This window comes from Salinivibrio costicola subsp. alcaliphilus (genome assembly GCF_001996185.1).
Lineage (GTDB): Bacteria > Pseudomonadota > Gammaproteobacteria > Enterobacterales > Vibrionaceae > Salinivibrio > Salinivibrio costicola.
The window spans coordinates 39,398-60,689 of record NZ_MUFR01000004.1 but is presented as its reverse complement, the minus strand read 5'-3'; the positions used below and the strand labels follow the sequence as shown (position 1 = coordinate 60,689).

23 protein-coding genes are annotated in these 21,292 nt (G+C 49.6%); 15 read left to right on the top strand and 8 right to left on the bottom strand.

Going from position 1 to position 21,292, the window contains the following annotated elements; translation table 11 throughout:
* Nucleotides 1-15 precede the first annotated feature (15 nt).
* Genes arsC through BZJ21_RS02220 form a run of 3 tightly spaced genes read left to right on the top strand, consistent with a single transcriptional unit; the run spans nt 16 to nt 1,403 of the window.
* The gene (arsC, locus tag BZJ21_RS02230; RefSeq protein ID WP_077669021.1) at nt 16-372 is read left to right on the top strand and encodes an arsenate reductase (glutaredoxin); all 357 of its coding nucleotides are present in this window, start codon (nt 16-18) and stop codon (nt 370-372) included.
* Nucleotides 369-959 carry an NAD(P)H:quinone oxidoreductase gene (gene wrbA, locus BZJ21_RS02225; protein ID WP_077669020.1) on the top strand — a complete coding sequence of 197 codons (591 nt, stop codon included), beginning with the start codon at nt 369-371 and terminating at the stop codon, nt 957-959. The genes arsC and wrbA overlap by 4 nt, the downstream gene beginning before the upstream one ends.
* A 36-nt stretch (nt 960-995) precedes the next feature.
* Nucleotides 996-1,403 (top strand): DUF2069 domain-containing protein, encoded by a 408-nt coding sequence (locus tag BZJ21_RS02220; protein ID WP_077669019.1) that lies wholly within the window; start codon nt 996-998, stop codon nt 1,401-1,403.
* Nucleotides 1,404-1,474: 71 nt separating this feature from the next.
* On the opposite strand, the gene BZJ21_RS02215 is transcribed toward BZJ21_RS02220, so the two are convergent.
* A complete protein-coding gene (locus BZJ21_RS02215; RefSeq protein ID WP_077461613.1) occupies nt 1,475-1,960 on the bottom strand; it encodes a zinc ribbon-containing protein in 486 nt (161 codons plus the stop codon).
* 106 nt (nt 1,961-2,066) lie between these two features.
* Here BZJ21_RS02215 and leuS point away from each other — a divergent pair, with 106 nt between their 5' ends.
* The 12 genes from leuS (at nt 2,067) to lipA (ending at nt 14,351) form a co-directional block, all read left to right on the top strand.
* Nucleotides 2,067-4,643, top strand: coding sequence for a leucine--tRNA ligase (leuS, locus tag BZJ21_RS02210; protein ID WP_077669018.1), 2,577 nt, complete (start codon nt 2,067-2,069; stop codon nt 4,641-4,643).
* Between the two features lie 14 nt (nt 4,644-4,657).
* Nucleotides 4,658-5,281, top strand: coding sequence for an LPS-assembly lipoprotein LptE (locus tag BZJ21_RS02205; RefSeq protein ID WP_077669017.1), 624 nt, complete (start codon nt 4,658-4,660; stop codon nt 5,279-5,281).
* Nucleotides 5,281-6,303: a DNA polymerase III subunit delta gene (holA, locus tag BZJ21_RS02200; RefSeq protein WP_077669056.1), complete on the top strand. Its 1,023-nt coding sequence runs from the start codon at nt 5,281-5,283 to the stop codon at nt 6,301-6,303. Before BZJ21_RS02205 ends, holA begins: the two co-directional genes overlap by 1 nt.
* 68 nt (nt 6,304-6,371) lie before the next feature.
* Complete coding sequence (gene rsfS / locus BZJ21_RS02195; protein WP_077461616.1) at nt 6,372-6,689, top strand: ribosome silencing factor; 318 nt, start codon at nt 6,372-6,374, stop codon at nt 6,687-6,689.
* A 3-nt stretch (nt 6,690-6,692) separates the two neighbouring features.
* A complete protein-coding gene (gene rlmH, locus BZJ21_RS02190) occupies nt 6,693-7,163 on the top strand; it encodes a 23S rRNA (pseudouridine(1915)-N(3))-methyltransferase RlmH (RefSeq protein ID WP_025744459.1) in 471 nt (156 codons plus the stop codon).
* Between the two features lie 6 nt (nt 7,164-7,169).
* Nucleotides 7,170-9,047, top strand: coding sequence for a penicillin-binding protein 2 (gene mrdA, locus BZJ21_RS02185; protein WP_077669016.1), 1,878 nt, complete (start codon nt 7,170-7,172; stop codon nt 9,045-9,047).
* Nucleotides 9,047-10,165: a rod shape-determining protein RodA gene (rodA, locus tag BZJ21_RS02180; RefSeq protein ID WP_077669015.1), complete on the top strand. Its 1,119-nt coding sequence runs from the start codon at nt 9,047-9,049 to the stop codon at nt 10,163-10,165. Before mrdA ends, rodA begins: the two co-directional genes overlap by 1 nt.
* 2 nt (nt 10,166-10,167) lie before the next feature.
* Nucleotides 10,168-10,989, top strand: a complete 822-nt coding sequence (locus BZJ21_RS02175) for a septal ring lytic transglycosylase RlpA family protein (RefSeq protein WP_077669014.1) — start codon at nt 10,168-10,170, stop codon at nt 10,987-10,989.
* A gap of 92 nt (nt 10,990-11,081) precedes the next feature.
* The gene (locus tag BZJ21_RS02170) at nt 11,082-12,254 is read left to right on the top strand and encodes a serine hydrolase (protein ID WP_077669055.1); all 1,173 of its coding nucleotides are present in this window, start codon (nt 11,082-11,084) and stop codon (nt 12,252-12,254) included.
* 130 nt (nt 12,255-12,384) lie between these two features.
* Nucleotides 12,385-12,654, top strand: a complete 270-nt coding sequence (gene ybeD / locus BZJ21_RS02165) for a DUF493 family protein YbeD (protein ID WP_025744456.1) — start codon at nt 12,385-12,387, stop codon at nt 12,652-12,654.
* Nucleotides 12,655-12,732: 78 nt separating this feature from the next.
* Nucleotides 12,733-13,389: a lipoyl(octanoyl) transferase LipB gene (gene lipB, locus BZJ21_RS02160; protein ID WP_077669013.1), complete on the top strand. Its 657-nt coding sequence runs from the start codon at nt 12,733-12,735 to the stop codon at nt 13,387-13,389.
* Nucleotides 13,386-14,351 carry a lipoyl synthase gene (lipA, locus tag BZJ21_RS02155; protein ID WP_025673790.1) on the top strand — a complete coding sequence of 322 codons (966 nt, stop codon included), beginning with the start codon at nt 13,386-13,388 and terminating at the stop codon, nt 14,349-14,351. The genes lipB and lipA overlap by 4 nt, the downstream gene beginning before the upstream one ends.
* 115 nt (nt 14,352-14,466) lie before the next feature.
* Here the strand turns inward: lipA and BZJ21_RS02150 are convergent, their stop codons facing one another.
* From BZJ21_RS02150 to BZJ21_RS16790, 7 genes are all read right to left on the bottom strand, one after another.
* On the bottom strand, nt 14,467-15,720 hold the full coding sequence (locus BZJ21_RS02150; RefSeq protein ID WP_077669012.1) for a glutamate-5-semialdehyde dehydrogenase: 1,254 nt from the start codon (nt 15,718-15,720) through the stop codon (nt 14,467-14,469).
* A gap of 37 nt (nt 15,721-15,757) precedes the next feature.
* Nucleotides 15,758-16,912, bottom strand: a complete 1,155-nt coding sequence (gene proB, locus BZJ21_RS02145) for a glutamate 5-kinase (protein ID WP_077461622.1) — start codon at nt 16,910-16,912, stop codon at nt 15,758-15,760.
* Between the two features lie 84 nt (nt 16,913-16,996).
* Nucleotides 16,997-17,398: a sigma factor-binding protein Crl gene (crl, locus tag BZJ21_RS02140; RefSeq protein WP_077461623.1), complete on the bottom strand. Its 402-nt coding sequence runs from the start codon at nt 17,396-17,398 to the stop codon at nt 16,997-16,999.
* A 132-nt stretch (nt 17,399-17,530) separates the two neighbouring features.
* On the bottom strand, nt 17,531-18,784 hold the full coding sequence (frsA, locus tag BZJ21_RS02135) for an esterase FrsA (protein ID WP_077461624.1): 1,254 nt from the start codon (nt 18,782-18,784) through the stop codon (nt 17,531-17,533).
* A 155-nt stretch (nt 18,785-18,939) separates the two neighbouring features.
* Nucleotides 18,940-19,395: a xanthine phosphoribosyltransferase gene (gene gpt, locus BZJ21_RS02130; protein ID WP_025744451.1), complete on the bottom strand. Its 456-nt coding sequence runs from the start codon at nt 19,393-19,395 to the stop codon at nt 18,940-18,942.
* A gap of 57 nt (nt 19,396-19,452) precedes the next feature.
* Nucleotides 19,453-20,745, bottom strand: coding sequence for an NCS2 family permease (locus tag BZJ21_RS02125; protein ID WP_021024131.1), 1,293 nt, complete (start codon nt 20,743-20,745; stop codon nt 19,453-19,455).
* Between the two features lie 303 nt (nt 20,746-21,048).
* Nucleotides 21,049-21,177 carry a hypothetical protein gene (locus BZJ21_RS16790; protein WP_269087431.1) on the bottom strand — a complete coding sequence of 43 codons (129 nt, stop codon included), beginning with the start codon at nt 21,175-21,177 and terminating at the stop codon, nt 21,049-21,051.
* Nucleotides 21,178-21,292: the final 115 nt, after the last annotated feature.

Genomic DNA, 21,292 nt, shown 5'->3' with positions numbered 1-21,292 from the left:
AAAAGGATAGATGTTGTGAGCCCCATTACTCTGTACCACAATCCACGTTGCTCAAAAAGTCGAGAAACCCTCAAGCTGCTTGAGTCAGAGGGCGTCACGCCGACAATCGTTAAATATTTAGAGACGCCATTATCTGCTGATACGCTCCGTGAGTTAAAGCGACAGCTGGGCATGGCATCATTTCGCGACATGATGCGCACCAAAGAAGCGGATTACAAGGCAGCCAATTTGGGCGATGCTTCGGTAGAAGAAGCCCAATTGTTGGAGGCGATGGTTAATCACCCAAAACTGATTGAACGTCCCATTGCCGTTCAAGGCGACAAAGCGATCATCGGCCGCCCACCCGAAAATGTATTGGTATTCGTTCAATGACACAAGTTCTCGTGCTTTATTACAGCCGTTCAGGTAATACACGTAAGCTTGCTCAACAAGTCGCACGCGGTATTGAAGCGCAAGGCGTTGAGGCGGTGTTGCGAACTGTGCCCGAGCTGCCTGCTTATGCCGATGGCAAAATACCGGCCGTCTCGCCAAACGATCCCTTTGTCACCCGTCAGGATCTATTAGATTGCCATGGCCTCGCGCTCGGCAGTCCGGTACGTTTTGGCAACATGGCCGCGCCATTGAAGCAATTTATCGATAGTACTAGTGGCGAATGGTTATCGGGTGCCTTAATTGATAAACCCGCCGCGGTCTTTGGCGCCGGATCAATGCTTCATGGTGGCCAAGAAACCACGCTGCTCACGATGACCCTCCCCTTACTTCATCATGGTATGATGTTAGTCGGTGTTCCACACAGCGAGCGTGCGCTTCATACAACGGAAGGCGGCGGTTCCCCTTACGGTGCATCCAGTGTTGCGGAGCCACATCACCCTTTAATGGCCGACGAAAAGCAAATCGCAAAAACATTAGGCCAACGCTTGGCGCGTTTTGCCCACACTTTTTACCACCACCTAAGATAAAAGGACAGAATCGTGACAGATCCTCGGCTCGCCTTCATGCGCAAATTGTCTTTGCTGAGTAACCTTGGCCTCATTGCTTGGGTGGTCGCGTGGCATGCTTACTTATCGCCCCATCCTCACTTGAATGCATGGGCGGTGACCATTGGCTGGACAATCCCTTTACTGCTCCCTTTACCTGGGATCATCAAAGGCAAAGCGTTTACCCATGCATGGGCCAACTTTATTTTGATGTTCTATTTTTTACACGCCCTTACCATTCTCTATGTCGATGAAGGAGAACGGTGGATGGCTGCTGCAGAGCTCGTCTTCATCACCGCGGCATTTGCTTGTAATATTGTCTTTGCCCGTTGGATGGGGCAATCACAAGGCCTAAAGCTGCCACGGCTTTCTCAAGTCGAAAAAGAAGAACGCCAGCGCTTTGAAGGTCGCGACGACGCCTCTTAGGCACCTTTGGCCACGGATAGACCGACCCGCGCTTTAAAACCAAACGCAAAAGCCAAGCTCTAAAACTTGGCTTACACCGGGTAAGGGCGGCGAGAAAAGTAGCGATGACCACATTGCGTACACGGTGCAATCACATCGACCCGGCTGTGCCGCGTTTGATGATGGCACTGTTCACATTGCAACACGCCCAGTCCGACAATTTCACCCGCTTCATAAACGCCATGATGTTGAAGATCATCGAACACTTCACGCCACTCTAGCTGCGTACGGTCGGTGATCTCTGCCAATTGTTCCCAAATCGAGTTGGCAATCAGATCGTTAAACACCTGACTATCAATCTCTTCGGTTTGAGATTTATCGTACTGTTCACCGAACGCTTTCACATCACGTTTAAAGTATGCCTCGATCAAGGCCCATTCATCTTTGGTCAGATCGGCCGCGGCTTTGAGGTATTGATCAGACAAGGTCACCCAATGAGACAGTGCCTCGGGGCTGTTTTCTAACGCCTCTTTTACCCGCTCGATGATACTTTGTTGGGGTTCTTTCTCTTTATTCATGGTCCTGTCCTGATTCAAGTGTTGTTGCGGTCTCTGCCTTTCGTTATTCTATGCTGATATTTCTCTTTCAGGTTTTACCTTTCTCACAGAATCTCGGAAGCCATCGATGCAAGAACAATATAGCCCGCAAGATATTGAACAAAAAGTTCAAGCCCATTGGGATGACAATAAAACCTTTGTGGTTCATGAAGACCCTAACAAAGAAAAATTCTACTGTCTTTCTATGTTTCCTTACCCAAGTGGCCGACTGCACATGGGGCATGTCCGTAACTACACCATCGGTGATGTCATTTCCCGTTATCAGCGACTGCAAGGCAAGAATGTGATGCAGCCGATTGGTTGGGATGCGTTTGGCCTTCCTGCCGAAGGCGCTGCGATCAAAAACAAAACCGCGCCCGCGCCTTGGACTTACGAAAACATTGATTACATGAAAGGCCAGCTAAAAATGCTGGGCTTTGGCTACGACTGGAGCCGTGAAGTCGCCACCTGTAGTCCCGATTACTACCGCTGGGAGCAAGGCTTCTTTACCACGCTCTACAACAAGGGGCTGGTTTATAAAAAGACCTCATCAGTGAACTGGTGTCCCAACGATCAGACCGTGCTCGCCAATGAGCAAGTTCACGAAGGTTGCTGCTGGCGCTGCGATACGCCGGTTGAGCAAAAAGAAATCCCGCAGTGGTTTATTAAAATCACCGATTACGCAGAAGAGCTACTGCAAGACATCGACAAACTGGACGGCTGGCCAGACATGGTAAAAACCATGCAGCGTAACTGGATTGGTCGCTCAGAAGGTGTCGAGCTGACGTTTGATGTTGAAGGCGATCACCCCGCACTCGACGTTTACACCACGCGTCCAGATACGCTGATGGGCGTCACTTACGTGGGGATTGCCGCCGGTCACCCCCTCGCGGAGGCGGCGGCCAAAGACAACCCTGCCCTCGCTGAATTCGTACAAGAGTGCCGTAACACCAAAGTTGCCGAAGCCGAGCTGGCGACCATGGAGAAAAAAGGCATGGCGACCGGTTTGTATGCCACGCACCCATTGAACGGGCGTCGTGTCCCTATCTTTGTCGCTAACTTTGTATTGATGGATTACGGCACTGGCGCCGTGATGGCGGTGCCTGCTCACGACCAACGCGACTTCGAATTTGCTCATAAGTACGCGCTGGATATCGAGCCGGTGATCCTCGATGAAAACGGCCATGCGCCCGATTTGTCAGAACAAGCGTATACCGAAAAAGGTAAGCTGTTTAACTCGGGTGAGTTTGACGGGTTAGATTTTAACGCGGCCTTCGATGCGATTGCGAGCAAGCTTGAATCGCTAGGTAAAGGCAAGAAAACGGTTAATTTCCGTTTACGTGATTGGGGCGTCTCTCGTCAGCGTTATTGGGGTGCGCCAATTCCGATGCTGAATACCGAAGACGGTGAGGTCGTGCCCGTCCCAGCTGAGCAGCTGCCCGTGATCCTGCCAGAAGATGTGGTGATGGATGGTGTACAAAGCCCTATCAAAGCTGACAAGCAATGGGCACAAACGCAATATCAAGGTAAGCCAGCGCTGCGTGAAACCGACACTTTCGATACCTTTATGGAGTCGTCGTGGTACTACGCACGTTATTGCTCACCGCAAGCGGATCAAATGCTCGACCCAAGCGCCGCCAATTATTGGCTACCGGTCGATCAGTATATCGGTGGCATTGAGCACGCTTGTATGCACCTGTTGTATTCGCGCTTTTTCCATAAACTATTGCGCGATGAAAATATGGTCGATAGCGACGAGCCATTCAAGCAGTTACTCTGTCAGGGTATGGTGCTCGCCGATGCATTTTATTACACCGACGAAAAAGGGGTACGTGTTTGGGTCTCGCCGACTGATGTGACCGTTGAACGGGACACCAAAGGGCAAATTATTCATGCGGTCGACAGCCAAGGGAACGCCGTCACCCACGCAGGCATGACCAAGATGTCAAAGTCGAAGAACAACGGCATTGATCCCCAATTAATGGTGGAAAAATACGGTGCCGATACCATGCGTCTCTTTATGATGTTTGCCGCACCGGCGGACATGACGTTGGAATGGCAAGAGTCTGGCGTGGAAGGTTCACACCGTTTCTTACGCCGTGTTTGGAAACTGGTCTATGAGCACACCCACAAAGGCGACGTTACTGCGCTGGCAGTCGATACGCTCAATAATGATCAAAAAGCCTTGCGCCGTGATGTGCACAAAGCCATCGCCAAAGTCAGTGATGACATGGGCCGTCGTCAGACGTTCAACACCGCCATTGCCGCGATCATGGAGCTGATGAATCGCTTAGTTAAAGCGCCACAGGACAATGAACAAGACCGTGCTGTTTTAGACGAAGCACTCAAAGCCGTGGTATTGATGCTATATCCCATCACCCCGCACATCTGCTTTACGCTTTGGCAGGCCCTGGGCGAAACCGATATCGACAGTGCCGATTGGCCGCAAGCCGATAAAGCGGCCTTGGTCGAGGAGGAAAAGCTAATCATTGTGCAAGTAAACGGTAAGCTACGTGCCAAGATCACCGTGGCCGCCGACGCCGAGAAAGAAGCCGTTGAAGCACAAGCCATGTCAGACGAAAACGTGGTCAAATTTACCGACGGTAAAACGGTTCGCAAAGTCATTTATGTACCAGGGAAACTGGTTAATATTGTTGCTAACTAACAAGGAGCGATGGAGTGGATCTGTTTAACACTGTGCTTCGCTCCCTGCTCGTCGCGATGGTCTCACTGACCATCGCGTCTTGCGGGTTTGCCTTGCGTGGCAGCTATAATTTGCCCGATGAGGTAGACAAAGTGTCATTGACGAGTTTTGACCCCTATGGGGAGCTGACTCGCCAAATGCGCAACGCTTTGCGTCAACATAACGTTCAGATGGTGTCACCCTCTGACGACGTGGCGAATATCGAGTTGCTTAGCGAAAGTGATAGTGCACAAACTTTGTCGCTCTATCAAAACAGCCGAGTGGCAGAGAAAGAGTTTCGCTATGTTGCACGTTATCGTGTCACCGTGCCGGGGAAAGGTAGCTACACCTACAACACGACCTTAAGCCGTAACTTTCTCGATAACCCACTGACCGCGTTGGCCAAATCAGTCGAGCAAAATAAGTTAGTCGCAGAAATGCGTACCGAGGCGACCCGTCAAATTATGCGTCAACTGTCTCAACTGAAAGGGGATATCGCCGCATTTGAGCGTCAGCAAGCAGAACAAGCGGCATTAGAGCAACTCGAACAGAGAGAGGCGCCCACTGAGCCCAATGTGATCATCGAAACGCGTCAAACTGAAACACAGCCCGCGCAATGATGAGAGCCTATCCAGAACAATTGACGCAGCAGCTTAATCAGCCACTGCGTCAAACTTACTTAGTCTTTGGCACCGATCCTTTGTTAAAGCTCGAGTCTCGTGATGCCATTTGCCACGCGGCACGCTCACAAGGCTTTGAAGAGCATCATAAGTTTATGATTGATAGCCAATTAGATTGGCAAGAAGTGTTTGACTGCTGCCAAGCCCTCAGTTTGTTTTCCTCTCGGCAGATTATTGAATTGACCTGTCCTGAAAATGGCCTGAGCAGCGCCCAAGCCAAGAAACTGACCGAGCTTGCCAGCTACCTCCATCCTGATATTCTCTTGCTCGTTCAAGGCGAGCGGCTCAATAAAAAGCAAGAAAGTGCCAAGTGGTTTACTACGTTGGCAAAGCAAGCCTTGTATGTAGTTTGCCAAACCCCAGATGCACGTCACTTGCCCCGTTTTATTGAAAAGCGCTGCCGCCATCTCGGGCTACAACCCGATCAACCCGCGCTGCAATTGCTTGCCCAATGGCATGAAGGCAACTTACTCGCGCTGGTGCAAAGTTTACAAATCCTCCACTTACTTTATCCCGATGGTGCCCTTACCTTACCTCGGATTGAGAGTGCGTTGTCGCGGCATCATCACTTCACCCCTTTCCAACTGACCGATGCGCTACTTGCCGGTAAGGCCAATCGCGCGCAGCGTATTATCGAACAACTGCATGCTGAAGGCGAAGAGCCCACCTTGTTACTGCGTTTGATCCAAAAAGAACTCAAACAACTCTATACAATCCAAGAGCAAGGGCAACAAGGGCGACCACTCAACGTGCTATTCGATCAGTTGCGTGTTTGGCAAGCGCGTAGACCCATGATCACCGCAGCACTCAATCGGCTAAACAAAGTGCGTCTCGCCTCATTACTGCGCCAGCTCGCTGAGTTAGAGATACAGTTAAAAACCGATTTTGGCAGTGACCCTTGGCCTAACCTGCACTATTTTTGTGCACTTATGTGCCAACCGGCCGAACCTCTGGCGCCCTAGCGTGTCCAAAGGGCTGCTAAGTGATATACTGCCACTGAATATAATCAGCACATACATCGAGGTTCTCTTTGCAAGCTACCGAATTAAAACAGTTTGTCGCCGACAAAGTCGATGAGTTAAAAGCCAGCGATATCGTGACGCTAGACGTACGAGATAAATCCTGCATCACTGACTTTTTGGTGCTTTGTACAGGCAATTCACGTCGCCATGTGGCTTCAATTGCCGAGCACGTTTGTGAGCAAGCCCAAGCGGCTGATATTGGCGCCATGGGGACAGAAGGCAAAGATGACAGTGAGTGGGTCGTTGTCGATTTAGGCGACGTCATGGTTCATGTCATGCAAGAAGAACAACGCCAACTTTATCAACTGGAAAAGCTCTGGAATTAATCCATGAAAATCCAGTTGATTGCAGTCGGCAACAAAATGCCCAAGTGGGTACAACAAGGCTTTGATGAATATCAGCGCCGCTTTCCAAAAGACATGCCACTTGAGCTGGTTGAAGTGCCTGCCGGTAAACGCGGTAAAAATGCAGACATTGCCCGCATATTACAAAAAGAAGGCGAAGCCATGCTCGCTGCGGTAAATCGTGGTAGTCGTATCGTTACCTTAGATATTCCCGGCAAGCCTTGGAATACGCCACAATTAGCCAGTCAACTCGAAAAGTGGAAACTGGACGGGCGCGATGTCGCCATTTTAATTGGTGGCCCAGAAGGGTTGGCCCCCGATTGTAAAGCAGCCGCTGAGCAAAGCTGGTCACTTTCGCCTCTGACCCTGCCCCACCCACTGGTTCGCGTCATCATGGCGGAGAGCCTGTATCGCGCTTGGAGTCTCACCACCAACCATCCTTATCATCGAGAATAACGACAGATGAAGCGCCAACGAGTTGAAATCCGAGACCACAGTACCGAGGCTGCGTTATTTGTGCGCCGCGCTATTGTCTCTTTTGTCGGCATTATGGCGCTTGTTGGAGCGTTGCTCACCAACCTTTATCATATTCAAGTAACCGAGCATCAAGACTACCAAACTCGCTCAAATGATAATCGTATTAAAGTGGTCCCTGTCGCGCCTAACCGTGGCCTCATTTATGACCGCCATGGAAAACTGCTGGCTGAAAACCGCCCGGTTTATCATTTAGAAGTGACCCCCGAGCAAGTCGATGATATGTCGGCAACCTTGGCCAAGCTTAAGCGCTTGTTGTCGCTGGATGACAAAGATATTGCACGTTTTCAACAAGAACGTCGCCGCTCTCGCCGTTTTAATGCCGTGGCACTCAAAACACAACTGACTGACAAAGAGGTCGCGATTTTTTCCGCCCACCAGCATCAATTTACCGGGGTTGAAATCAAAGCCTATCTAAAACGTCATTACCCATATGGCGATGCGTTGACACACGTGCTGGGTTATGTCGCAAGAATTAATGATCGCGATATTGCCAAGTTGCGACAAAAAGACGTGCTCAATAACTACCGAGCGACGCGTGACATTGGCAAACTCGGGATAGAAAAATATTATGAGCCCGAGTTACACGGAAAAGCCGGCTATCAGGAAGTCGAAGTGAATAGCAGAGGTCGTGTAATCCGGACACTTCAATACGTTCCCCCTGAGCCCGGTAAAGACTTAATCCTCAACCTCGATATTGATTTGCAGCTTTACGTACGCGGTATTCTTGGCGATCGCCGAGGTGCAGTGGTGGTGGTTGATCCTGATACCTCCGGGGTTTTGGCCATGGTATCGACCCCAAGCTATGACCCGAACTTATTCGTCCACGGCATTTCGAGTAAACAGTATCAGCAATTACTCAATAATAAAGATCGCCCACTGGTGAATCGGGCGACCCTAGGCATTTATCCCCCCGCCTCAACGGTGAAGCCTTTTATCGCTGTCTCTGCCTTGGAAGAAGGCGTAGTCACCACCCAGACCACCCGCAATGACCCTGGTTATTGGCGCATCCCTAATTCAGACACCCGTCCATTCCGTGACTGGCGTCCCTGGGGCCATGGCCGCGTTAATATTGTTCAATCGATTGAAGAATCGGTTGATACGTTTTTCTATCAAATCGCCTACGATATGGGGATTGATAAATTATCATCATGGATGGGGAAGTTCGGTTTTGGTCATTACACTGGCATTGATATTCAAGAAGAGAGCAGTGCCAATATGCCTAACCGAGAATGGAAAATGAGCCGCTATCGGCAACCTTGGTACAAAGGTGACACCATTCCGGTTGGTATTGGACAAGGCTACTGGACGGCGACACCCATGCAGATTGTTAAAGCACTCACGGTGTTGCTTAACCGTGGGGAAGTGAAAGCCCCAAAACTATTAATGAAAACCCGCGATGAAACGGGTGAACACAAACCGAAGGCTGAGCCATTTCCACCGATAAAAGGGGTCGAGGACAAATATTGGGATGTGGGACTAAAAGGCATGCAATTGGTTAATCATGGGCGTAAAGGGACAGCGCGTCGTGCTTTCCGCTCCGCGGAGTATCTATCGGGAGGAAAATCCGGCACCGCTCAGGTCTTTGGCTTAGGCGAAAACGAAGAGTATAACGCCGATGAAATCGCCGAACATCTGCGCGATCATGCGCTATTTATGGGGTTCGCGCCTTTTGAAAATCCCGAAGTCGCAGTATCTATGGTGTTAGAAAATGCCGGTGGCGGGTCAAGCAATGGTGCGCCGATCGCACGCCGTATCTTCGATCATATTCTAGTGGAAGACAAAGAGACGGAGGAGGAAAAATAATGAGTTCTTTAGCTCAAGCCAGCACCAAACGCTCTTTTTTTGACCGCTTACATCTCGATTTGCCCATGCTGATTGGTGTTTTGTTGCTAATGGGCTTCGGGCTGGTGGTCATGTATAGCGCAAGCGGACAAAGCCTGGCGATGATGGAACGCCAAGCCATTCGCATGACGCTGGCACTTGCCGTCATGTTTGCACTCGCTCAAGTTCCTCCTCGCCACTATGAGTTTTGGTCACCCTATTTGTACACCGTAGGCGTGGTGTTATTAGCGGCGGTATTACTCGTCGGCGAAACCGCCAAAGGGGCGCAACGCTGGCTTGATCTGGGTTTTGTCACATTCCAGCCTTCAGAAATCATTAAATTGGCGGTGCCTTTAATGCTGGCTCGCTTTATTGGTAAAGATCCCCTCCCCCCGAAAACATCTACTTTGCTGATCGCGCTATTCTTGTTGTTGTTCCCTACGCTCATGATTGCCAAACAACCCGATTTAGGGACCTCGATATTGATCGCCGCATCCGGCATATTCGTGTTGTTCCTGGCCGGTATCAGTTGGAAAATCATCACCTCTGCTGTCGTCGCGCTTGCCAGCTTTATACCTGTGCTTTGGTTTTTCCTGATGCATGATTACCAACGTACACGAGTGCTGACCTTGTTTAATCCCGAATCGGATCCACTCGGTGCCGGCTATCACATTATCCAATCAAAGATCGCGATAGGGTCGGGCGGCTTAACCGGCAAAGGCTGGCTCCATGGAACACAATCGCAACTCGAGTTTCTCCCTGAACGTCATACTGATTTTATTTTTGCCGTCATCGCCGAAGAATGGGGCTTAGTAGGTGTTTGCGTGCTACTGGCTTTATATGTGTTTTTGATTGGGCGAGGATTAATGTTGGCAAGCCGAGCACAAACCGCCTTTGGCCGTATGATGGCGGGCAGTATTGTGTTGAGCTTTTTTGTTTATGTTTTTGTCAACATTGGCATGGTAAGCGGTATTTTACCTGTGGTTGGAGTACCCTTACCTTTAATCAGCTATGGTGGCACCTCAATGGTCACGCTCATGGCCGGTTTTGGTATTCTCATGTCCATTCATACTCACCGTAAAATGTTATCCAGGGCATAAACATGCGAGCTATTCTTGTTGTTATTACTCCCCTTTTATTCAGCGCCTGTAGCAACCAGCAAGGGCGCTACGATATGCATAATGACAAAGCCCCAGAGCGGGTTCTACGAACCATTCATGTTGAGGACGCACACCCTAAATATGAGCCTTATAGCCTCGCGGGTAATAAGGATTACACGTTAAACGGGCAGTCATACAAGATTTTACGTAAGCCAAAAGGGTATCAAGAAGCAGGAATTGCCTCCTGGTATGGAGAGAAGTTTCACGGCCATCGCACCTCTAATGGCGAGGTCTACGATATGTACTCCATGTCTGCGGCGCACAAAACCTTGCCCTTGCCGAGCTATGTCGAAGTCACTAACCAAAACAATGGCAAAAAAGCGGTCGTACGTGTCAATGACCGCGGTCCTTTTCACAATCAACGCGTGATTGATCTTAGCTATGCCGCCGCGAAGAAGTTGGACGTGTTAAAAACCGGCACGGCGCCTGTCTCACTGCGGCTTATCTCCCCTGAAAAACCCAAGGAAGATGAGTGGCACTCCGCCCGGCACCATGCCTATTATGTTCAACTGGCGGCGCTTTCAGATGGTTTAAAAGCCAATCAAACCGCGGAACAATTAGCAAAAAGCCATGGTCTACCTACCCATATCGCGCGCCGTGACCAAGTTTATCGCGTACGTTTTGGTCCGTTTTACGACCGTGGCCAAGCACAACAAGCTATGCGCACAGCAAAACAGCACCAATTGCCGGGCGCCTTTATCGTCACCGAGGCACTTGTGAGTACTGACTCATCGGTAACAAGTGCCAAAACAGATAATCAATAAGTTAAAGAAATCGAGCCTGTCGCTCTCTACGCAATTTGGTATAGTGACAAATACAGTATCGACATCGATAACCGACAAAAGTACTAACAATGATGAATAAAACCGTTTTTCGCATACGCGCGCTGCTTTCCGCGGCTGTGCTCACCACAGCGACTGTCCAAGCCGCGCCCGCTGTCGTCCCTGATGCACCGCAAATTGCGGCGAAAGGATATGTGCTTATGGATTACCATTCTGGCAAAGTGTTGGCAGAATATAATGCTCATGAGCGCCTCAACCCAGCCAGCTTAACCAAAATGATGACCAGCTACGTCATCGGCCAAGAAGTCGAGCGTGGTAACATTTCAATGGACGATGATGTTGTCATTAGCGAAAACGCTTGGGCAAAAAATTACCCTGAATCGTCAAAAATGTTTATCGAGGTCGGCACCACGGTCAAAGCGGCCGATCTAAACCGCGGTATCATCATCCAATCCGGTAATGATGCCTGTGTGGCGATGGCAGAACATGTTGCGGGCTCGGAAGACGCCTTTGTCGATTTGATGAACCGCTGGGGCGAAAGCTTGGGCATGAACAGCTCGCATTTTTCTAATGTGCATGGTTTAGACTCTCAAAATTTGTATACCACCCCCTATGATATGGCGTTACTCGGCCAAGCGCTGATTCGTGATGTGCCAGAAGAGTATCGGATATACAAAGAAAAAGCCTTTACCTACAACGGCATTACTCAATACAACCGTAATGGCTTGCTCTGGGATAAAAGCCTGAATGTCGATGGCATTAAAACGGGCCACACTGATGGGGCCGGTTACAACCTCGTCACGTCAGCGACTGAGGGCGACATGCGTCTTATTTCAGTTGTCATGGGGACGAAGAGTGCAAATGCCCGTAAGGCTGAGAGTAAAAAGCTGCTGAACTATGGTTTCCGTTTCTTTGAAACAGTTGCACCGCATAAGGCCAATGAAACCTTTGTCACTGAGAAAGTATGGATGGGTGATACAGACGAAGTCGCGCTAGGCGTCACCGAAGATACCTTTGTCACGCTTCCTCGCGGTAAAGCACGCGATTTGAAAGCGAGCTTTGTTTTAGAACAAACCCTCGAAGCGCCTATCAGTCAGGGCGACGTGGTCGGTAAGTTGTTCTATCAAGTTGATGATGAAGACATCGCTGAATATCCTCTGGTTGCCCTCAACGATGTCGAAAAAGGCGGTATCTTTAGCCGTTTCATTGACTACATCGTGATGATGCTCAAAAACTTACTTGGATAACCTCCACTTTACGCCGCCCTACAACCTCGTGGGCGGCTTGTTTTCTGACTCTTAGCCGATTAGTATTTCGCGTTAATCGTGATCAATCGCACAAACGTGTGTCTTAACAGACATACTGTTAGGAGTTTACATGCAAGAGCAACCAAAATTAAAAGACCTGCTGGAGTTTCCTTGCCAATTTACCTACAAGGTCGTGGGCCAAGCGAAACCTGAGCTACCGGATCAAGTGTTAAGCGTTATTCAACGCCATGCGCCGGGAGACTATAGCCCCGCCGTCAAACCGAGTGCAAAAGGCAATTATCACTCTGTGTCTATTACCATTAAAGCGACCTCCATTGAGCAAGTTGAGACGCTTTATAAAGAACTCAGCGATATTGATATCGTCCGTATGGTCCTTTAATTCAAATACCCACACGACTGGCGGCTTTTAATCACGCCGCCAGGCTCTATAATATCGCCACTGACAACAATATGGGAAATGGGTTTGCAGCACCAACTCGTTGTGAGACACCTCGGCCGTCAACCGTATTCACGTGTTTGGGAACAGATGCGTGACTTCACCGACACACGTGATGAACAGACCCAAGATGAGGTCTGGTTGGTTGAACATGACCCCGTTTTTACCCAAGGGCAAGCGGGAAAAACGGAACATATTTTGGTCCCGGGAGACATTCCAGTCGTACAATCAGACCGTGGGGGGCAAGTTACCTATCATGGTCCCGGTCAGCTGATTGCCTATTTCCTGATTAATCTTAAAAGAAAAAAAGTCGGTGTGCGGGCACTGGTTAGTCATATTGAAAATCTAATCGTTGACACGCTGGCACACTTCCACGTCGACGCTTACGCGCGACCCGATGCACCTGGCGTTTACGTTAACGATGCAAAAATATGTTCTCTTGGGCTCCGCATCCGTCGCGGATGCTCATTCCACGGATTGGCACTAAACATCAATATGGATTTATCACCATTCCAGCGCATCAACCCATGTGGGTATGCCGGTATGGCCATGACGCAACTGAGCGATCAGGTTGATCACGTCACACTCGCTGACGTCCAACCTGTGCTGGTAGACACTTTAACTCAACAGTTAGGTTACTCTCAGGTTGAGTTTACAACGGAAAGCAGCGATTTATGAGCAAACCGATTCAGATGGAACGCGGCGTTAAATACCGCGACGCCGATAAAATGGCGCTTATCCCGGTCAAAAATATGCAGACCGAGCAAAAAGAAGTGCTGCGCAAGCCTGATTGGATGAAAATCAAGCTCCCGGCTGAAACTGCGCGTATAAAAGAAATTAAAGACGCGATGCGTAAAAATAACCTCCACTCGGTGTGTGAGGAAGCGTCGTGTCCTAACTTGGCTGAGTGCTTTAGCCACGGTACGGCAACCTTTATGATTCTGGGTGCCATCTGTACACGTCGTTGCCCTTTCTGTGATGTGGCCCATGGCCGCCCTGTGGCCCCTGACAGTGAAGAGCCAAAGCATTTGGCACAAACTATCAAGGACATGAAGCTACGTTATGTGGTGATCACCTCGGTGGATCGTGATGATCTCCGCGACGGCGGCGCTCAGCATTTTGTCGATTGCACCCGTGAGATCCGTACGCTTAACCCTGATATTCAAATAGAGACACTGGTCCCTGACTTCCGTGGTCGTATGGATAAAGCCCTCGATATCTTGCGTGACAATCCACCCGATGTGTTCAACCACAACCTTGAAACGGCACCGCGTTTGTACCGAAAAGCGCGCCCCGGCGCTAATTATCAGTGGTCACTGGATCTGTTGCAAAAGTTTGGCGAAATGCATCCAGACGTACCAACCAAGTCAGGATTGATGATGGGTCTCGGTGAGACCAAAGAAGAAATTATCGAGGTGCTCAAAGACTTACGTGCGCATGGTGTCACAATGCTAACGCTAGGACAGTACCTCGCCCCAAGCCGTCACCACTTGCCGGTTGAGCGCTATGTGCCGCCAGAAGAATTCGATGAATTAAAAGAAATCGCGCTAGATCTTGGCTTTACGCATGCAGCCTGTGGCCCGTTTGTTCGCTCCTCTTATCATGCAGACTTGCAAGCAAAAGGCGTTGAAGTGAAATAGTCTTATCGCGTGGGTACATGGTAAATAGTGGGTACACGGATAAATAAGAAAAAGCCGCAAGTGCTGAATGCACTTGCGGCTTTTCTAGTCGGTTAGGACTGACTAACTTTCGCCATTATACGCGCGATAAGTAATCCGCCTTACCAACCCATTTATAGGTCGTTAGCTCTTCGAGTCCCATCGGACCGCGGGCATGGAGCTTTTGAGTGGATACCGCCACTTCAGCGCCAAGACCAAACTGCGCACCATCGGTAAAACGCGTTGATGCATTGACATACACAGCCGCCGATCCGGCACCGTTGATAAAGGCTTCAGCCGATTGTAAATCATTAGTCAGTATGGCATCGGAGTGACTCGCGTTATGGGTCCTCATGTGCGCAAGCGCCTGATCCACGTCATCAACAACAGCCACACCCAGTGTCGGCCCTAGCCACTCAGTATCAAAGTCACCCGTTTGTGCTTCACGTAACTGCTCAACACCATCCAGATAGGGTAATGCACTTGATGCGGCAACAACATTCAGCTTATGTTGATTAAACAGCGTGACTAAACGCGAGAACAACTGCGCAGCTACGTCCTTATGCACTAACAAGGTGTCTAATGCATTGCACGCTGATGGGCGATCTGCTTTTGCATTGAGGATCACCTCTGGCGCTCTATCAAGATCAGCACTGTGATCAACATACAGATGACTAATACCAAAACCACCGATAATGACAGGAATGGTACTGTTTTGCTTGCACATTTTATGCAGCCCTGCCCCACCACGGGGAATAATCATATCGACGTAATCATCAAGGGTCAGCAGTTCAGAGACGAGGGCGCGATCAGGCTTATCAATATACTGAACGGACGCGAGCGGAAGGCCCGCTTTTTCTAACCCAGTTTGGATCACATTCACCAGCACCTGGTTGGTTGCGAACGTTTCTTTGCCGCCGCGTAAAATGCTGGCGTTGCCGGTTTTCAAACATAATGCGGCAATATCGATGGTGACATTTGGACGCGCTTCATAAATCACACCAATCACGCCCAGAGGCTCACGTCGCTTGGATAATGACAGGCCATTTTCGAGCAGTTTATGATCGAACTGTTGACCGACAGGATCGGCTAATGCGATGACTTGCCTAACGTCTTTTGCCATATTGGTGAGACGTTCTGGGGTCAGTGTGAGTCTATCCAACATCGCGGCATCCATCTGTGCCTCGCGAGCGGCGGCAAGATCGATTTGGTTTGCGGCTAAAATGGCCGCCTGCTGTGCATCAAGTTCATCGGCAATGATCGCTAACGCCTGGTTTTTCGTCGCGGTCGATGTGATTGCCAGTTGGTAAGCGGCATCTTTTGCCGACTTACCCATCGTTTGTAAGCTCATCTGTTATTCGTCTCTTCTATTCTTCTCTGCTTGGATGTTATTCGTCGATGACCACAAGATCGTCGCGATGCATCGCAACCGGTCCATACTCATAGCCTAAAATATCTGCAATCTGTTGGCTATGTGCGCCGGCAATACGGCGCAAATCACGTGCGGCATAACGACAGATCCCCCGGGCCAGACACTTACCATCAACCGATTCAATACGTGCCACTTCGCCACGGACAAACTCGCCTTTCACAGCGACAATCCCTTTGCTCAACAAACTGCTTCCGTTTTGCGTCACTGCTGTGGCGGCACCGGCATCTACCACGATCTCGCCTGCTGGAGGAGGACCCGCCAAAATCCAACGCTTGCGGCTTTCTAACGGACTGTCTAAGGGTAAAAAGCGTGTCCCCGCATTATCACCGGCGGCAGCTTTTTGGATCACCTCCGGCTTACTGCCTGCTGCAATGGTGACTTCGACACCGGCTCGACGACCAATATCCGCCGCTTGCAGTTTGGTCGCCATACCTCCGGTGCCCAAGCCACCGACACTGCCTCCGGCTAATTTGCGTAAGGTTTCATCAATCGTGTGCACTTCACGAATTAATTCAGCGTCAGGATTCGCGCGAGGATCGGCGGTAAAGAGGCCAGGCTGATCCGTTAAGAGCAAAAGCTTGTCAGCATCCGCTAAAATCGCGACCAGTGCCGACAAGTTATCATTGTCTCCAACTTTTATTTCAGCGGTGGCCACCGCATCGTTTTCGTTCACAATCGGGATGATACCGTTATCTAGCAACGCATGAAGCATGTCACGGGCATTGAGAAAACGTTCTCGGTGTTCTAAATCGGCGCGAGTTAATAACATTTGCCCAACCTGAAAGCCGTATAAACTAAACAGGTGTTCCCACGTTTGAATCAAACGACACTGGCCAACGGCGGCAAGCATTTGCTTATTTGCAACCGTATCGGCTAATACCGGATAACCAAGATGCTCTCGCCCTGCTGCAATGGCTGCAGATGAGACGATAATGACCTGATGGCCTTGTTGTCTTAACCTTGCACATTGGCGGACTAACTCAACCATATGTGCTTGATCCAGGCGCGTCGAGCCGCCCGTAAGCACACTGGTGCCCAATTTAACCACGAGAGTTTGCGAGGGAATGTTGGCTGCTAGGCCACCATCTTGAAATGCGTCTTGAATAGTCATGCTTGCCTGATCCACAAAAGCTTAGGTGTCTCTTTTATCAATCCCTTGCTCATTTAACAAGAGCTGGGATCAGGCAATTCACGGTTACTTGGCGCCCGTCAGTTTAGGCTCGGTGAGCGCGGCGCTGGGTGACAAGGATAGATCGAGCTCTTGGTCTAGCAAGGTATACAGCTTGGTATAAAAGTTAGTTAGCGTTTTGTCTACCGCTTCCCTCGCCTCTTGAGGAATTGACTCATTCACCCAATCCCCTTTGTGGTCATAAAGACCAAACCCATAGCGATAATTGAACCCGTCTTCGGTGGGGGCTAACTCAAACCACCATCCCCAGAATTCTCGCGCATCAGGATCTTTTTCCGCATCCACACATACGGACAGGCTATCAAAAAAGTAACGTTCTGGTGCCGATATCCCCTCTCGAAAATAGGGGCCCAAAGCCGTAAATCGCGTTTTTAATCGTCCATGTGAAAGCGTCGTTTTATCGCTCATCGTGTCCTCCAGTGGCACTTTAACGTCCTTGTACATGGTATATCATGCGGTTAACGTTCAGGTGAATGTCAATCCTTCGCTTTCGGCGGTAGATCACACCTTCGATGCGGGCCACCGCCTCTTATGATAGGTTTAAAGCATGTCTGTAAACCATTTGACGGTTTCTGTGAGTGCACGATGATAGCCATCGTGTAATGGCGTGTTTGGGAGGGTAACGGCTTTCCCTCCGCGACTGTATCGCGCGATCAACTGGTTATCTGACTCCGGACACACAGGATCATCTTTTAAGCTTAGCGCGAGAATCGGTACGTCTGTGCGGCGGCCAGTGAGCAGACCTTGATTTTTTAATGACCACGCTTGTAAGCGCGTTTTCAAGGTATCGATAGGCAGCCGGCGTCCTATGCGAGAGCCTAAGGTATCTAGGTACATGGGTGGCATTTTCTTCATTCTTGTCGCATCGGTGAGTAATGCATGCACAATCCCCCCCAGTGACGCACTGGCCTTGATACGATGTGGTTCTAAAAATGCCATCCGTACTGCTGGGTTAGCCCCAAAACGGATACCCATGGTGCCGACGCGATGGTGATCCGCCCATGGCACATCAGCGAGCTTATCAAGCATCGCCGCATGCAAGCGGCTGGTGTCTTCGTTTAAATGCCAGTGGCTGCTGTGGCCCACCGATGGCATATCAAGCGTCAGTACCGCGATATCGGCAGGAGCAAAGTAATCGACAAATAAGCGCCAGAGATCGGTTTGTAAACTATCAAGGCTGCCACTCAAGATCACAACCGGCAAGGTGGCGTCTGTACGTGGTAAATAGAGATACCCTTTTAACGTCTTACCGTCTAATTGCGTTTCGACAGTCTTCACCGTAAACGGCAGTTGTGACATTGCTTTTTCAAACGCTTTAAATGCCAAGGTTTCGGCCTGTAAGGCAAGGTTGTCCCCTTTAAGATGAGGGTAAGCCGCGATACCAAAGTAAGTACACGCCTGAAGCCACTGTTCACTCGCCTGCTCAGCCTTTCCTTCATCCGCCAACACTTTGGCTTTTTTTTGGTGTTGCATCCCTACCGCGGTCCACTCATAGTTCCAATTACCCGCTCGGTAACCTTCAACCGTATCCAATAACGCATCAACAGAACGGGTATTGTCAGAAGAGGCAATACGAGAAAAGATCGCTTCCATTTCGACCGGGTCGACCCCTTGCCAAGTCCACTGACCACGACGACGCATACGGTACCAACTCGATTCGCTGTCACCATCAAATGCCGAGTAATTGGCTTGCTGGCTTTGTTGAACTGCACCAAATAGTGTTGATGTTTCAGTAGCATGTTTGTGTTTAGCAAAAAGCGTCACCGATAGGTTTTGTGATTCTTTCTTGGACACACCCACTCCTAGGCTTTTTTGTAACGTGATGTTAGTTTAAACCATACACATAGCAAGACCATGATTTTCCGCACTTAATCACAGGAATAAAAACGCCGCGTGAAAACGCGGCGTTTTGGCTCAATCCGGTACGCTATTTACGTTGCCAACGGCATTTATTTTGCAATCGGATCAACATAGCTGACCGCCATATCCCAAGGCTGCTCAATCCAAGTATCTTGCGGAATATCAACGACGTAGTCATCAACAAGAGACTTGCCCGCTGGCTTCGCACTCACGGTCACAAAACGTGCTTTGGGGTAGAGTTGACGCACCATTTCAGCCGTCCCGCCCGTATCCACGAGATCGTCAACCACAATAAAACCGTCACCATCACCGGGCGCTTGCTTGACGACACGCATATCGCGTTGATGGTCGTGGTCATAACTGGAAATACAGACTGTGTCGACATGGCGAATACCCAGCTCACGGGCAAGAATGGCAGCAGGGACCAAACCACCGCGGGTAACGGCGATAATACCTTGCCATTGCTCTGCGGGAAGCAACTTTTCTGCCAATTGCCGGGTGTACATCTGCATATTGTCCCAGGTAATAATAAACTTAGTGCTCATGGTGAAAACCTCGTGGCGTCTCTCGCCTTATTTTAATGTCAATGTGGGCAAGTTGCTTTACACTAAGAAGACAAACTTGAGTAAGAACAACCCCGCCAAAATCCAGATACTGACAGGAACTTCTCGCCCTTTGCCCGCAAAGGTTTTTACGGCACAAAACGCAATAAAGCCAAGCCCAATACCGCTTGCTATTGAATAAGTCAGCGGCATCAGCAAACACACCACCACAACAGGCGCAGCCTCAGTCAGATCACGCCAATTAATGCTCACCAAACCTGACATCATCAAGATGGCCACATAAAATAAGGCGCCAGCAGTCGCATAGGCAGGCACCATACCTGCTAACGGTGCAAAAAAGAGCGCCAGTAAAAACAGAATACCAACAACCACAGCGGTCAATCCCGTGCGACCACCAGCGGCAACTCCTGATACGCTCTCAATGTAAGATGTTGTGTTTGACGTGCCTAAAAGCGCCCCGACTGATGTCGCGGTACTATCTGCCAGTAATGCACGATTTAAGCGCGGTAGTTTACCATCTTTATCCAAAAGTTCCGCGCGCTGTGCCACACCCACTAAGGTTCCTGCAGTATCAAAAAGATCGACAAATAAAAATGCGAACACAATCGACACTAATCCCACTTCAAACGCGCCAGAAAAATCGAGTTGCATAAAAGTCGGCGCTAAACTCGGCGGCGCGGACATCACACCACCGTATGCCACATCACCGGCGATGACACCGATGATCGTGACCGCCAAAATGGCAATCATTACCGCCCCTTTCATTCCTCGGTGCACTAAACCGATGGTCAGAAAGAAACCAAGTGCCGCCATGGCGGGAGCAAAGGCTGTCACATCACCGAGCGCGACCAATGTTGCTGGGTGGTCAACGACAATCCCGGCGTTTTGCAACGCAATGAGCGCCAAAAAAAGTCCGATACCGGCTGATATACCGGTTCGTAGTGCCATTGGAATCGAATTAATGATCCATTCACGCACGCGCAAGACACTTAACAAAATGAAACATAACCCGGAGATAAATACGGCGGCTAGCGCAACCTGCCAAGAGTGCCCCATTTGTAAAACCACGGTGTAGGTGAAAAAGGCATTCAGTCCCATCCCCGGCGCCTGTGCGACTGGATAGTTTGCCACAATCCCCATCACTAGACAGCCAACCGCTGCCGCTAGACAGGTGGCGACAAAGACAGCGCCTTTATCCATGCCCGCCTCAGCCAAAATAGAGGGATTGACGAAAATGATATACGCCATGGTTAAAAAAGTGGTGAACCCGGCGATGACTTCAGTACGAAGATCGGTGCCGTGGGCTTTAAGTTGAAATAAACGCTCTAACATCGGTTTTGTCCCAAACTAAAAAGTGATGTATCGCTAGATACCAAAAGGAAAACGTTTGCGTATTTAAAATTGGCGCAAATCTTACCGATCGATCGCTAAAATTTCCAGCGCTAAAATCATTTAGTAGTGACGAGGAGGTAGAGGAAGAGAACATTCTGTGGCAGCGCGTCGATATAACTAGACAAGTACGATTTATAGACAAAAAACTTATAAAAAAAACGCCACACATTGTGTGGCGCCAGAATAAAAGCTTTTGCTTTCTGGATCAGAAATTTCTCTGTAAGAGCGGGGGAATCATAAAACTTACTTGCGGTAGCCGAACGAAGCCGGATACGTAAAACCTTTGGTGTAGACTGACTGCTGATTCCAGTAGTAGCTCGATACCATGCCTTCCATTTTTACCTCTCTCAAGTTTAAACCAATGTTGTTCACATTTATCTCGGTTCCTTGGAGGCGAATGCTCGGGTTCACTCCATGAACAACTGGCAAGCGATGTTGCCAATGTCTAGATAATATACCAAAGGTAATTTATTTACAAGCTTTAAGG

Coding starts and splice junctions, on each gene's coding strand:
- wrbA (WP_077669020.1), top strand. CDS start 369: ATGACACAAGTTCTCGTGCTTTATTACAGCCGTTCAGGTAATACACGT.
- BZJ21_RS02220 (WP_077669019.1), top strand. CDS start 996: ATGCGCAAATTGTCTTTGCTGAGTAACCTTGGCCTCATTGCTTGGGTG.
- BZJ21_RS02215 (WP_077461613.1), bottom strand. CDS start 1,960: ATGAATAAAGAGAAAGAACCCCAACAAAGTATCATCGAGCGGGTAAAA.
- leuS (WP_077669018.1), top strand. CDS start 2,067: ATGCAAGAACAATATAGCCCGCAAGATATTGAACAAAAAGTTCAAGCC.
- holA (WP_077669056.1), top strand. CDS start 5,281: ATGAGAGCCTATCCAGAACAATTGACGCAGCAGCTTAATCAGCCACTG.
- rlmH (WP_025744459.1), top strand. CDS start 6,693: ATGAAAATCCAGTTGATTGCAGTCGGCAACAAAATGCCCAAGTGGGTA.
- mrdA (WP_077669016.1), top strand. CDS start 7,170: ATGAAGCGCCAACGAGTTGAAATCCGAGACCACAGTACCGAGGCTGCG.
- rodA (WP_077669015.1), top strand. CDS start 9,047: ATGAGTTCTTTAGCTCAAGCCAGCACCAAACGCTCTTTTTTTGACCGC.
- BZJ21_RS02175 (WP_077669014.1), top strand. CDS start 10,168: ATGCGAGCTATTCTTGTTGTTATTACTCCCCTTTTATTCAGCGCCTGT.
- BZJ21_RS02170 (WP_077669055.1), top strand. CDS start 11,082: ATGAATAAAACCGTTTTTCGCATACGCGCGCTGCTTTCCGCGGCTGTG.
- ybeD (WP_025744456.1), top strand. CDS start 12,385: ATGCAAGAGCAACCAAAATTAAAAGACCTGCTGGAGTTTCCTTGCCAA.
- lipB (WP_077669013.1), top strand. CDS start 12,733: ATGGGTTTGCAGCACCAACTCGTTGTGAGACACCTCGGCCGTCAACCG.
- lipA (WP_025673790.1), top strand. CDS start 13,386: ATGAGCAAACCGATTCAGATGGAACGCGGCGTTAAATACCGCGACGCC.
- BZJ21_RS02150 (WP_077669012.1), bottom strand. CDS start 15,720: ATGAGCTTACAAACGATGGGTAAGTCGGCAAAAGATGCCGCTTACCAA.
- proB (WP_077461622.1), bottom strand. CDS start 16,912: ATGACTATTCAAGACGCATTTCAAGATGGTGGCCTAGCAGCCAACATT.
- crl (WP_077461623.1), bottom strand. CDS start 17,398: ATGAGCGATAAAACGACGCTTTCACATGGACGATTAAAAACGCGATTT.
- gpt (WP_025744451.1), bottom strand. CDS start 19,395: ATGAGCACTAAGTTTATTATTACCTGGGACAATATGCAGATGTACACC.
- BZJ21_RS02125 (WP_021024131.1), bottom strand. CDS start 20,745: ATGTTAGAGCGTTTATTTCAACTTAAAGCCCACGGCACCGATCTTCGT.